The organism is Pantoea trifolii (assembly GCF_024506435.1).
Lineage (GTDB): Bacteria > Pseudomonadota > Gammaproteobacteria > Enterobacterales > Enterobacteriaceae > Pantoea > Pantoea trifolii.
In genome coordinates this window covers 248,567-260,918 of the sequence record NZ_JANIET010000002.1, presented here as the reverse complement: position 1 = coordinate 260,918, position 12,352 = coordinate 248,567, and the positions used below count along the sequence as shown (strand labels likewise).

Below are 12,352 nucleotides of genomic sequence, written 5' to 3'. Positions count from 1 at the left end.
GTCAGCCAAACCCGGTTTATCAGGGATAAAATATAAAGGACTACATTCATGCCTGGCGCAAATATACGTGCCACGTTCGGAGGGGCGCTTCTATTGATGTCCGTCTTAGTTTCAGCGTCAGAAACTCAGCCGATACCTGCAGTGCATTCGAACTCGCAACGCATCTCTGTAGAGACGCAAGGCGCAGGACCGGATGTCATATTGATTCCGGGGCTGGCGTCGTCTCGCGAAGTTTGGACTGATTTAGCAGCAACTTTGCGTAAAAGCCACCGAGTTCATCTTGTTGAACTTGCCGGTTTTGCAAGCACACCTGCCCTCTCCAATCCAGATGGCAAGGTCATCGCTCCGGCAGTTGACGCCATCGCTGATTACATTCAAATCCAGCACATTGAAGCACCGGCGATCATTGGCCATTCGCTTGGGGGGGAGATTGCCCTGATGATCGGGGCCCGTCATCCTGACCAGGTCAGTCGTTTGATGATCGTCGACGCCTTGCCATTCTATACGTTGATGATTGATCCCGCGGCGACCACAGAGACTTCTGAACGGCATGCAACAGCGACGCGGGATTGGCTACTGGGACAGTCGCCGGAGCAATTCAAAGAGTTTCAGAAAACATCCCTCATCCGTTTAGTGAAGACTGAGGCGATGAGACCAGCTTTGGTGACTGCGGGACTCAATTCTGATCGTAAAACAGTTGCGGATGCCGTGTATGAATTGATGATTACCGATCTGCGCCCCGAACTCGCCCGCATCAAAGCGCCGATGGAGATCGTGTACGCGTATGACGCTTTATTCGGCGTTCCTGCAGCCAGCGTGGATGCCATGTATCGTCAAGCCTATGCATCTGCATCCGATGTCCATTTCACGCGCATCGATAACAGCTTTCACTTTGTCATGCTTGATCAGCCAAAACGGTTTTCCCAAGCGGTAACGTCATTCTTAAACCAATAAAGGATGTAGCTGGCCTTCATTTAAATCGTTGTTGTAGGAAATGGTCAGGTCAGCGTATCCCTCACCTTTAGTCCAATAACCAGCGCGGCAAAAAACATTATGCAACCAGCGGCGATGAAAACACCGGTTACGCCGCTGAGACCAAAAAGTAATCCTCCCAACGCAGCACCCGCAGCAATTGAGGACTGAACGGCTGCGACTACCATGCCGCCAGCGGTTTCAGCCTGATCGGGAACGGAACGCGCTACCCAGTTTGACCACGCAACGGGAACGCCACCAAATGCCATTCCCCACAACGCAACGAACAACATCAATCCTGTTTCCTTGAGTGGCAGCAAAATCATGCTTAATGCCGCCACACCAACAAGTGCTGGCATCAGTATCAGGGTAAGACGCAGGCTTTTCTCCATCAGCCACCCGGCAAGCAGCGTTCCGATAAAATTAGCGACGCCAAATCCAAGCAATATCAAAGACAAACGATCCACATCAAGTTGAATAATATTTTCAAGAGCCGGCCGAATATAGGTAAACAGCGCATACTGACCCGTATGGGCAATTACACACCCCGTCATTCCCACCGCAATGCCTGGGCGGCGGAGTAAATCCATGACAGATGCCGTTACCATCATTCGACGCGGAGCCATTGCGGGAAGGGTAAACAGCTGAAAGAGCAGAGTCAGTACGCCTACTGCGGTTGCAGCGATAAAAGCGCTACGCCAGCCATAAAGCCCACCTAAATAGCTTCCCAGCGGGATCGAAACTACGGTTCCGACAGCGATACCGCTAAAAATAACGGAGAGAGCACGCGGGACGCTTTGAGCAGGAACCAGCCGCATAGCTACAGCAGCTGCCATGCTCCAGAAGCCTCCCAGCGCGATGCCCAGCAAGATGCGCATGATTAACAAAACAGCCAGACTGGATGAAAGTGCGACAAGCAGGTTAGAGGCAATCATCAGCACGGTAAAACCCAGCAAAACAGTACGGCGATCATAATTACGCGTCAGGCGGGGAACCATCAGACCCGCAAACAGGGCCACCACAGCCGTTACTGTCACAGCCTGACCAGCGAGCGCTTCGGTCACACCGAGATCGGCGGCCATGGGTGTCAGCAGGCTGGCAGGAAGATATTCTGCTGTCAGTAAGCCAAACACCCCCATAGTCAGTGAAATCACGGCCATCCATGCGGATTCTTTGGGTTCAGAACAGGTTAAACTTGCGGATACAGCTTCAGTTGCTTCATTTCTCATAACACACTCTTTCTGGAGTAAAAAATCACAGCTCCAAGTCTAGAGTCGAGCAACTGGACGATCTATGATGCCTCACCCTGATTTTTTACCCGAAACTCCGAATATGCATGTGAATAAATATTTTGCCCTGTCATCCGAGCTCATCAGTGAATTGCTGCTGGAAATGCGGCTGCGTGGTGTGCAGTATCGTCGCTTGCAGACGGGTTCTGAGTTTGGCGTCGGTTTTAGCAACAGGCCGGGACACGCCTATTTTCATTACATCGCCGTGGGTACTGCGCTGCTTCGCACAAGTGAGGGTACGTTGCACGAACTGCACGCCGGCAGCATGGTGTTCATGCCGCAGGGTGAGGAGCATCAGCTTTTATCGGATGCCAGCTGTTCATTTCAACATATCGACACGTTCGGCTCTGCGCCATTAGGCGAGGCCGTCAGCGGAATTAACACCTGCCCGAGTTCGCATCCGACACCCAGCACGGTTCTGTTTTATGGCTGTATGGAGTTCGATCTTGGTGGAATGCAGGGCCTGGGTAAACTGATGCCGCAAGCCATCGTGGTTGAGGCAAACGAACAAATTTATCCGGGGCTGGTTCCCGTTCTGGGCGCGATGAAATCGGAAATCTGTTCCGGACGCGCGGGCTTTGCGGGCATTCTGGCACGCCTCGCAGAAGTGGCGGCGGCCATGATTGTGCGTGGATGGATCGAAAACGGTAGCGAGAACGCCGCAGGCCTGATCGCTGCGTTACGTGATCCACGACTTGCCCGCGCCATTCTGGCCATTCATCGTGATACAAGCCGGGAGTGGTCTGTTGCCGAGCTTGCTGCCCAGTCGCATGTGTCGCGTTCTGTTTTTGCTGAACGCTTCAAATCAATCATCGGCATACCTCCCCAGCGCTATGCAAGAGAAGTGCGAATGCGCATCGCGGGTCACTGGATTACTCACGATAAGATCTCAATTGACACCGTTGCTCTACGTCTTGGCTATGCCTCGCAGGCAGCGTTTAGCAGAGCGTTCAAGCGCATCAATGGCTATCCGCCGGGCGCTATGCGTCAGCGATCAGAGAGAGGCGCTAATACTGTAAATGAGTGAATGTTATTTTTATCATATGCAGGGTTAACTTTAGGAGGCCGTTCTCTACATTAAAAACTGAGCGGTTCAATAAGTGTGTTGCATCCATCGGTTGAATTCACATCACAAAGCGGCCAAGCCCGAGGAAAACGACGTCTGCTGTGAGCGAAAAGCTGACATAATTTGCCGCCTTAAAGTGTATATTCCGTTGTTTTTTTTGACATTATTATCAAAATTATTTCGTCATACATGGAGTAAGACTAATGAGTTTCCACATAAGAACAGCTCGACTTTCTGATATCGAGGGAACGTTCGACGTCAGAACATCGGTAATCGAGAATCACCTGAGCCGTGAAGAGATGCGGCAGATGGGTATTACCGAAAGCGTGGTAGGCGATATGGTTGAAAAAAGTCTTTGCGCATGGGTTGCGACTGAAAATAATAAAATCATTGGCTTCTCCATGATATTTCCGGATGAAGGATGTCTGTTTGCGGCCTTTGTTCTGCCTGAATATGAAGGCAAAGGAATAGGTCGCAGGCTTGTTATGCTCGCCGAGCAGGAGTTATTCCAACATCATGATATTGCCTGGTTGGAAACCGATAAGAATAGTCGCGCGGCGAAATTTTATATGCAGCTCGGTTGGGGTAATGAAACAGATCTCAATGGCACTGACATCAAATTAGAGAAATCTCGTGACGTTTAATTCACAGAATTTTCATCGATGTCCGCTCATGGCCCTAAGCGAACAACTAATTTGAACACCGTCCGCTGTGAGCGAGGAGCAGACCGTCAGGTTTGCAACTAGACGGCCAGTGGACTGGCAATAATAATTGAAATTATACCCATGCCTTATTTTGGATAACCACTCTGTATCCATCTGGGTCAACAAATGTCCTTCCGTTGATATCCCAGTAAGGGTTAAATGAGTTCGTCATGTTGAATCCGGCTTCTATCATCCTTGCACAGGCATCTATCCACGCATTTTCATCTGAATAATAAAGAACGAGTAAATCCTCCTGAGTTTGCAAAGGTTGAATGGGATGACTAAGGCAAAAGGTGAATTCAATGTGCCAGTCTAAGCCCTTCCGTCCTAACATCAGTCCATTGAAACCGTCATGATCATTGAATTCAGCTAATTTGTGTAAATCCAGTCCCTGACTATACATCAGAAAAGATCGTTCAAGATTGGAGACGGGTTTGGCAATACGCATATGAGTAAACAATTAGATGTTCTCCGCTGAAGTTTTTTTCTTGAGCGTTAAAATTCAGCTCAAGTTTACACATGATCATATTCTCAATTTATCCAGGAGAGCTTACAAAATGTCCGCTATTGACGCGAAGCTGACCTGTGCGCTGCACGGTCTGCAATGAGCGAAGAACGGACGTTACGGTCCTGCCTGGACACTGCTATAACATTTCATTCATGACGGCCAGATAGGTTGAATGATGCAGTTCGGGACTTAAAGGAATTAACAAAAAGCATAACCTATTGTGAATCTAAAGAATCTCTCGGTATAACCTTCTTAAGGTATAGAGAGACGCACACAGGTATAGAGGAGAAGGATAATGATTTCAAAGGATAATGCAGAGCATTATGTCTGGGGCGACGATTGCGACGGTTGGTATCTGTTAAACCGCCCGGACATGCTGGTTATTCATGAACAAATGCCGCCAGGCACTTTTGAAAAACGACACTTTCACTCCGTTTCAAGGCAGTTTTTCTTTGTTATTACTGGCATTCTTTCTGTAGTGGTCAACTAAAACTGGCCACCGCTTTAGAGTTTTTCCAGTATCGGTATTCCGATTCGTTCGGTGGTAATCCACCGTTATATTCATGCGGCCTGAGTGAGCTGTAATACCCGACGATATAGTCTGTGATCGCACGAGCTGCTTCGCTGAAGTTAATATAACCAGTCACCGGCACCCACTCGTTTTTTAGGCTTCTGAAAAACCGTTCCATTGGGCTATTATCCCAGCAGTTTCCACGACGGCTCATACTCTGTTTTATCCGGCATTTCCACAGCAACTGGCGGAACTCCGTGCTTGTATAATGACTGCCTTGATCACTATGGAACATCACACCAGATGGCCTTCCTCGCGTTTCCCATGCCATTTCCAGCGCTTTCATGGTCAGTTTGCTGTCGGGCGAGAATGACATTGCCCAGCCGATTGGTTTTCGGGAAAACAAGTCGAGGACAACGGCAAGATAAGCCCAGCGTTTGCCGCTCCAGATATAAGTGACATCGCCACACCAGATTTTGTTGGGTTCCGCTACAGCAAACTGGCGATCAAGCGCGTTTGGGATGGCAACATGTTCCTGGCCTCCTCGCTTATATCTGTGCTTTGGTTGCTGGCAACTGACTAAGCCTGCTTCCTTCATCAGCCGCCGGACAAGCCAGCGTCCCATCCTGCGACCACTGAGCGTTGCCATTGCCGCAATGCTTCTGGTGCCCGCCGAGCCGTGGCTGGCACTGTGTAGCTCCCGGACCAGACTGCGCAGCTGTACCCGCTCAGCATCGGGTTCAGCAGGACGACATCGCCAGTATTTAAAACTGCTTCGGTGGACTCCAAACACATGGCATAGCAGCGCCACAGGATAACGCGCCCTGAGTTCGCTGATTAGCGAGAATTGTTCAGGGAGTCTGACATCAAGAGCGCGGTAGCCTTTTTTAAAATATCGTTCTCCATTTCAATGCGTTGAAGCTTTTTCTTTAATTCACGTATTTCGATTTGTTCAGGTGTTATGGGGGAGGCTTTGGGTGTTTTACCCTGGCGTTCATCACGAAGCTGTTTTACCCAGCGCGTCATCGTGGAAAGGCCAATATCCATGGCTTTAGCGGCTTCAGCCACGGTGTAGTTCTGGTCGAGAACAAGCTGAGCGGATTCACGTTTGAACTCTGCACTGAAATTTCTTTTTTTCATTCGGACACCTGTGTTGTTCTGAGGTGAGCATATCACCTCTGTTCAGGTGGCCAAATTCAGTAAACCACTACATTCCATGGAGTTGGAAGGAGAAATTCATAATATTAAGGCTCTGCAGGGCCTGGAAATCCCACCGGGTTCAAAGCATCAAGCCAGAAATGACACTGGGTCTCCCGTAGAGTTTATTGTAATTTCGCATCCGACAACACGAGGGGATCGTTCTGACCTTCCTTCACCCTACTGACAGCTCGCGAGTATTTGCCAGTCCGCTTCTGGCACGAAGCGGTTATCTGACAGACCTGAAGGTCCACTGTGAGCGAATAGCAGACGTCAAAATGATAGCTACAGGGATGTTCTCCGCATTAAACATAATAACCCAGCGCCGAACCATTCATCGAGTACACCTATTGCCTTGATAGTTAGCACGATCACAATATCAGCACTTATTGTTAATGTGCTAATAGTAACCTTGGTTATCATTATCTCATCGAAAGCAAACACGCTTTCAACCATAAAAACCAAGGATAAAGACCATGAAAACTATCAAAGCTATGTCTATCGCCGCCGTTGCAGCTCTTTCACTGATGTCAGCAGCCAGCTTCGCGCAGAGCGTTACCGCAACGTCCCTGACTATGGACGGTGCCGAGGCCAAAATCGCCGCGCAGGCCCAGCAGCAGGGCGCGCAGTACAAAATCATTGAGGCCAGCAACGGCAACGTCGTTCACATGACCGCTGAGCTATACAAATAACGGATGGTCGCAAAAGGAAGTGCCAGGAAAGGTCGCCCACGGGCGGCCTTTTTTGTATCTGAACCCTTATACAGGCACATTGAACAGAACATCTCAGCAGCGAACCTAAGCAGTGTCTTCAGCTGGCGTTCCCTGGTGAAAAACCAGAGTCCAGTGTCCTTTATCCGAATACAGCCAGCAGGAAGAACGCAATGCAGGACGACTGCCGTCATCATAAGACGTCCGGTAGTGAAGCATGGCGCAGCCTACCCCCATTTCGGTGAGTCGGAAATTACTGCTGATAATAGGTGATGCAGTTTTCTCGTTTAATAGCGACGTGATCGTCTCTGCACGATCAACCATCACGCCTGACCTTGTGATTTCCAGGAGTTCAGGGTGGAGAAGCCGCTCAAGCCACTCCCGATCGTTTCGCCTGTCATCGTGAAGGCTGCATTCCAGCAACCTGAGCTTTTCCAGAAGCATTCTGCTTATCCTCAAGTGATCCTACCGGATGCTCTCTTCTAACATAAAAGTGCTTCAGTGAACCGCTGAAGATTCTCAGGATGCTTACTGCCTCACTAGAGATTTGCTATGTTTTATTTTCATAAAACAAAAGTGAGGTAAGAGAAATGATCGTCAGAACGTGGCATGGCTGTGTTCCGCTTAAACACGCTGAGGGTTTTGCAAAGCATCTTGAGAAAACCGGTGTGAGGCATTCAAGAAGTGTAGAGGGAAACAGAGGCGCATTCGTGAAAAGGGAAACACAGGACGGTTGGGAGCATTATTTCCTTGCCACCTACTGGCAGGATCTTGAGGCGGTAAAGGCCTTCGCGGGAGAAAATTATCATATTGCGGTCAAATACCATGATGACGCGAAGTTTGAACTACTTTCCGACCCTTACGTTTTCCAGCATGAGGTAGAAACTACTTCACAGCTCTAGCTATATCTTCGAGTAAAGCTATCTATCACCCTGATCGAATTTCACGTTCATTCTGTTCGGATTTGCTCAGACTTCTGCATGTCATGTCCGTCTTTAGCACCGAGCGGACATGTCTGCATAGTGAGTTCCGCTATGAGCTGTGAGTTCAATGGGTCGATGCAACGCTATCCTTAATCGAAGGGGGACGTTGCCATGAAACGAAGAACGCGTATTAACTACACGCCGGAACAGAAAGCGATTATCTGGGACAGATATAAGCAAGGGGATTCCTTGCATGATATCGCCAGAATGTTCGACAGATATCATTCTTCTATTATGCCCACTATCCACCAGACTGGTGGATACCGCCCCCCTGTCCGAAAGCGTCATCCGTTAGCGCTTTCACTTTATGAAAGAGAGGAAATATCCAGAGCGCTGGTAGCAAAAATCAGCATCAGGGCGATCGCAAACAAACTCTCGAGAGCCCCCTCAACGATTAGCCGGGAGATCAAGAGGCACGGTGGTGCAAAACAATACCGTGCATCAAAAGCGGATACTGCTGCGTGGGAAAATGCTCTGAGACTAAAACCTTGCAAGCTAATTGAAAGACCCACACTGTGTAAAATCATCGCAGAGAAGATGTATCAGGACTGGTCGCCGGAACAAATCACCGGTTGGCTGAAACGCTGTTATCCGGATAATCAGGAAATGCATGTGTCACACGAAACGATATATAAAACGCTTTTTATACAAACCCGGGGGGCATTAAAAAAAGAACTGCAGCAATGCCTCAGAAGCGGAAGAGTCGTGCGTAGATCCAGAACATCATCGCTTAAAGGGAAAGGATTAGGGTCAATCCCGAATACGATCTTTATCAGCGAAAGGCCACCTGAAGCCGCCGACAGAGCCATACCAGGTCACTGGGAAGGTGACCTGATCCAGGGCTCTAAAAACTCCTATATCGTCACCCTCGTAGAACGTCATTCCCGTTTTGTTATGCTGGCCAGGATCAGGGACAACAAGACCATAACGGTTATATCTGCACTCATCAAACAAGCCCGGGAATTACCTGCTGAGCTTTATAAAACATTAACATGGGACCAGGGTGCTGAAATGACTAACCACACCCGGTTTACTGTAGCCACAGATATCCAGGTTTACTTCTGCGATCCCCACTCCCCCTGGCAACGCGGCTCCAATGAAAATACAAACAGATTGCTTAGGCAGTATTTTCCAAAAGGAACTGACCTATCGGTTCACAGCCAAGAAAGACTAAACAGCGTTGCCAGACAGCTCAACGAAAGACCGAGAAAAACGCTAGACTATGAATCACCCGCAGAGCGTTTTAACCAATGTGTTGCGTCCATCAGTTGAACTCACAGCCAATAGCGGACGTTGTTAAAAGCAAGGTGTGCTAACTTGTACGAAGCTGCTCTTAGGAGGTTTAATTGAATGCGCTATAGCTGCATGAATAACACAAAATGGGATGAGATCAGGCTGGCAATGGTCACTATGAAATCGCCTCCTATATGGAAAATCACTTATATCAATGGCTATGAAACTGCAGTTGATGGCGAGTGGTTTTATCATTTCAGCGAGGGCGGCTATTTAGACATCTACTATCTTGATGTGATAACAAATTCAGCTGATCAGCACGCTTCAGTTGGCGCTATTCTTCGGACTATTCATCTACCTGGAATGGAGACTGCAACCGGTTATAGAATTTTTGGGTACGCAGATTCATTCAGTAATGTGAATTATCTTTAGCTGGACAAAATCGTTAAACGTCCAGCAGGATAACTTTGATCGTAGTATCGAATTGGCTTCCGCTTTTCGCTCATGACCGTCCCTTAGTCTCACTTGAACTATATAAACTTCCCCAGACATTAACTTTTTTGCCAGTAAGTCTCTCAATAGCCTCAATTGCGTCTGGATCACCATGGCGAGCCATGCAATAAAAACAATCGCCGCCACAGTCAAAATTCATAGTTTCTGGTGTTTTGCTCATCGGTTGGCCGCAGGTCTGGCAACTGTTTACATTCACTGGAATGACATCCTGTTTAGATTTTCACTAATATGTTGCTTAACATAACATGCCAAGATCGACCTGCTCCCTGATAATTCTCATAAAATGCTTCTGGCAATGTCCGCATTGCGCTCAAAGTTGCCTGTCATGTCTCTTTAAGAAACAGGCTTAACGTAGGAACATTAATCATCAAAAACATGCTTGTTGAGTTATGCGTTTTCCCACTAATACCACTTTGAAGCTTTGGGGGTCGGCATTGAGTACCGCATAGCGTATCTGCGGACAAATCAGTTCTAAGCTTCGTTTGCTACAATCAAGCTGTATTAAAGTGCGTGCGCCAGATTGGGTTTGCACCCTATTGGTCTCAGGATAATCGCTGCAATCAAATCCTTTTTTACTTAACTTTTCTTTCGCCGCAACCAAGCTCATTCCGATAACATTTAGGCTCTCAACTTCTCTGGCATGCGATTTTTCAGAAACTCGAGTCAGTGAGCACCCGCTCAGTAATTGAGCGAAGAGTAAGGGGAATATAAGGGTTAATATCTTTTTATTGTTTGTTCTCAGCATAACGCGACCCTTTAGGTTTATACCGTTGAGCGATACTGTTAAATTATGCGCCAGCTTCATGCAGCGAAAGAGCTAACCGTTCGTGATAAACACCGGTTGCTTCCATAATAAGGTGAACGTCCTCCAAGCCACAGTGCTGCATTCGAAGCCAGCGGATGATATTAGCTGCAGCACTACTGTCATTTTTTTCTTTTTGGTCCGTATACGACCCTTTATGCCATCATAGAGGATGCAAAGGTCGTATACCTACAGGAAACATTTTCCTTCTCCTCTCACATTGACCGTCACGCCTGTTCGCCTTGTACATTCGGAGTCATGCTCCCGGTAACCGTTCAACAAAATGTGCTGGCGTGTGAGGTGAAACGCAGGGCCGCAAGCTGTCAGGCAGGATCAGTAATTCAGACTGTCCTCAGGGAGGGGCCCGGCTCACTCCGCTTCGTGTGATGATAGCTAATCACCACATAATGTTAGATACAAGGGAGGGGGATGGACTGGCAGGCTTTATGGGTCATCAACCGGCTACGCCGGGCGTACGGCGCTGTTTACCATCGGAGTTATATATCGCGTCATCTGGCGCCTCCATGACGCTAGGGCGTCATTAAGAAGGCCGGCAGCGCACTGCTCGGCCGCCCTAATTGCTTTGAATCGGAATTATGATGAAACATTACGTCCGCAGTATGCCACAAGCGGACGTTGCTAATTCCGCGTAGTATTAATTACACAGTAGCGAACCACCGTTTTGCCAGGAAGCATTGTAGTTACATTAGATGTTAATGTATTTTTGTTATCTTCTGAATTAGTTGAACTTTTAGGTGATATGGGTGAATACTTTATCATTAGATGATCTTGGCCCACGCATATGCATCATGGGGCCATCAAATAGCGGTAAATCCACACTGGCAAAAGCAATTGCTTCTAAGACGTCATTCCCTTTAATTCATCTGGACCAGTTGCATCATTTACCTGATACAAAATGGGTTCCCCGTGTACCAGAAGATTTTTATCGGTTACATGAAGAGGCTGTTAGTGGAGAAAGATGGATAATAGAGGGCAATTACACAAAGTGTATTTCTTCCCGGCTTGAACGTGCTACAGGGTTGATACTGCTTGATGTGCCGGTAGCAATTGCATTGCAACGCTATATTCGGCGATGTTATTCGTCAAAGCCCAGGATCGGTGGTATCACTACCCGAAGGGAGAATGTGACATGGGAAATGCTTAAATACATTGTGCGTATTGCGCCTAAAAACCGCCTTCTCCACAGGAAAATTTTCGAGCAGGCAACCATTCCAAAGTTGATGTTGTCATTACCTCGCGATATTAATGCCTGCTATCGAAGCTGGGATATTTCATAGCATTTTCAATATATTATCATGCTTCCGACTAGAGCCTATCATTCATTAGAGCGGTAACTCGCAAAATTTCATAACCAGCTACCTTCAATTTACAGTGAAGATCATTAAACCTGTCTGCTAATCGCTCACAGCAGCCCTTTCGTCCATGCATTGGGCAGTTTTGTGTAGCTGCGGGTATTTCAAATTCAGTGTGTTAAATTTAAACGCTGCTATCGTTTGTTTAAAACAGGAGCCCATAAGTGAACATCGACTGGCATAGTTCTTCATTAACACGTTCTACAATCGTGGATAAAAATTATAAAAATACACAAAACGTTCGCCGTTTCATGATGGATGAGTGCGGTTCAGATTTCCGTTTTGATCGGGAGTTTTAGTCCTGGATACGAAATGACGTACCAAAAAATCTGGGTGAAGTGGTTGCTGAGTGGAAGCGCAGACATCCACTTTAGGCTAGGAACGTAGGGTCTTCGCTTATTGGAGTGACCCCGAGCCCATAGACAAATCTGCCCTATATTTGGAGTGACCCCGAGCCCATAGACAAATCTGCCCTATATTTTGAGCATAGG

At 47.7% G+C, this 12,352-nt stretch carries 13 protein-coding genes and 4 pseudogenes; 11 read left to right on the top strand and 6 right to left on the bottom strand.

What is annotated here, in order from left to right; genetic code table 11:
• The first annotated feature begins 48 nt into the window (after positions 1-48).
• On the top strand, positions 49-954 hold the full coding sequence (locus tag NQH49_RS20585; protein ID WP_256698612.1) for an alpha/beta fold hydrolase: 906 nt from the start codon (positions 49-51) through the stop codon (positions 952-954).
• Between the two features lie 44 nt (positions 955-998).
• Here the strand turns inward: NQH49_RS20585 and NQH49_RS20580 are convergent, their stop codons facing one another.
• Entirely contained in the window at positions 999-2,201 is a 1,203-nt protein-coding gene (locus NQH49_RS20580) for an MFS transporter (protein ID WP_256698611.1), read from the bottom strand.
• Positions 2,202-2,265: 64 nt separating this feature from the next.
• On the opposite strand from NQH49_RS20580, the gene NQH49_RS20575 reads away from it, so the two are divergent.
• The gene (locus NQH49_RS20575) at positions 2,266-3,288 is read left to right on the top strand and encodes an AraC family transcriptional regulator (RefSeq protein ID WP_256698610.1); all 1,023 of its coding nucleotides are present in this window, start codon (positions 2,266-2,268) and stop codon (positions 3,286-3,288) included.
• A gap of 242 nt (positions 3,289-3,530) precedes the next feature.
• Positions 3,531-3,971 (top strand): GNAT family N-acetyltransferase, encoded by a 441-nt coding sequence (locus NQH49_RS20570; RefSeq protein ID WP_256698609.1) that lies wholly within the window; start codon positions 3,531-3,533, stop codon positions 3,969-3,971.
• 133 nt (positions 3,972-4,104) lie between these two features.
• Here NQH49_RS20570 and NQH49_RS20565 read toward each other — a convergent pair whose 3' ends face one another.
• Complete coding sequence (locus NQH49_RS20565; protein ID WP_256698608.1) at positions 4,105-4,479, bottom strand: VOC family protein; 375 nt, start codon at positions 4,477-4,479, stop codon at positions 4,105-4,107.
• 355 nt (positions 4,480-4,834) lie between these two features.
• Between NQH49_RS20565 and NQH49_RS20560 the strand changes: the two are divergent.
• Positions 4,835-5,017, top strand: a pseudogene (locus tag NQH49_RS20560) (cupin domain-containing protein); the annotation flags it as partial.
• 4 nt (positions 5,018-5,021) lie between these two features.
• Here the strand turns inward: NQH49_RS20560 and NQH49_RS20555 are convergent.
• Positions 5,022-6,190 (bottom strand): IS3 family transposase gene (locus NQH49_RS20555; protein WP_192415075.1). Its coding sequence is split into 2 segments (ribosomal slippage): positions 5,022-5,941 and positions 5,941-6,190, totalling 1,170 coding nucleotides; the frame shifts between segments, so codons are not numbered across the junction.
• A 73-nt stretch (positions 6,191-6,263) separates the two neighbouring features.
• Here NQH49_RS20555 and NQH49_RS20550 point away from each other — a divergent pair.
• Both NQH49_RS20550 and NQH49_RS20545 read left to right on the top strand, forming a co-directional pair.
• Positions 6,264-6,434 (top strand): annotated as a pseudogene (locus NQH49_RS20550) (cupin domain-containing protein); the annotation flags it as partial.
• 289 nt (positions 6,435-6,723) lie between these two features.
• Positions 6,724-6,939 (top strand): YdgH/BhsA/McbA-like domain containing protein, encoded by a 216-nt coding sequence (locus tag NQH49_RS20545; protein WP_008102115.1) that lies wholly within the window; start codon positions 6,724-6,726, stop codon positions 6,937-6,939.
• Positions 6,940-7,044: 105 nt separating this feature from the next.
• Here NQH49_RS20545 and NQH49_RS20540 read toward each other — a convergent pair whose 3' ends face one another.
• Positions 7,045-7,401: a nuclear transport factor 2 family protein gene (locus NQH49_RS20540; RefSeq protein ID WP_256698607.1), complete on the bottom strand. Its 357-nt coding sequence runs from the start codon at positions 7,399-7,401 to the stop codon at positions 7,045-7,047.
• Positions 7,402-7,547: 146 nt separating this feature from the next.
• Between NQH49_RS20540 and NQH49_RS20535 the strand changes: the two genes are divergently transcribed.
• The 3 genes from NQH49_RS20535 (at position 7,548) to NQH49_RS20525 (ending at position 9,605) form a co-directional block, all read left to right on the top strand.
• Positions 7,548-7,859 (top strand): hypothetical protein, encoded by a 312-nt coding sequence (locus NQH49_RS20535; protein WP_256698606.1) that lies wholly within the window; start codon positions 7,548-7,550, stop codon positions 7,857-7,859.
• 192 nt (positions 7,860-8,051) lie between these two features.
• The gene (locus tag NQH49_RS20530) at positions 8,052-9,212 is read left to right on the top strand and encodes an IS30 family transposase (protein WP_256698605.1); all 1,161 of its coding nucleotides are present in this window, start codon (positions 8,052-8,054) and stop codon (positions 9,210-9,212) included.
• A 93-nt stretch (positions 9,213-9,305) separates the two neighbouring features.
• The gene (locus NQH49_RS20525; protein ID WP_256698604.1) at positions 9,306-9,605 is read left to right on the top strand and encodes a DUF6678 family protein; all 300 of its coding nucleotides are present in this window, start codon (positions 9,306-9,308) and stop codon (positions 9,603-9,605) included.
• A 448-nt stretch (positions 9,606-10,053) separates the two neighbouring features.
• Here NQH49_RS20525 and NQH49_RS20520 read toward each other — a convergent pair whose 3' ends face one another.
• Together NQH49_RS20520 and NQH49_RS23535 are read right to left on the bottom strand one after the other, a co-directional pair.
• On the bottom strand, positions 10,054-10,431 hold the full coding sequence (locus NQH49_RS20520; RefSeq protein ID WP_256698603.1) for a hypothetical protein: 378 nt from the start codon (positions 10,429-10,431) through the stop codon (positions 10,054-10,056).
• Between the two features lie 49 nt (positions 10,432-10,480).
• Positions 10,481-10,662 (bottom strand): annotated as a pseudogene (locus NQH49_RS23535) (IS110 family transposase); the annotation flags it as partial.
• A gap of 590 nt (positions 10,663-11,252) precedes the next feature.
• On the opposite strand from NQH49_RS23535, the gene NQH49_RS20515 reads away from it, so the two are divergent.
• Both NQH49_RS20515 and NQH49_RS23485 read left to right on the top strand, forming a co-directional pair.
• Positions 11,253-11,786 (top strand): P-loop NTPase family protein, encoded by a 534-nt coding sequence (locus tag NQH49_RS20515; RefSeq protein ID WP_256698602.1) that lies wholly within the window; start codon positions 11,253-11,255, stop codon positions 11,784-11,786.
• A gap of 239 nt (positions 11,787-12,025) precedes the next feature.
• Positions 12,026-12,235 (top strand): annotated as a pseudogene (locus tag NQH49_RS23485) (DUF6434 domain-containing protein).
• Positions 12,236-12,352 lie beyond the last annotated feature (117 nt).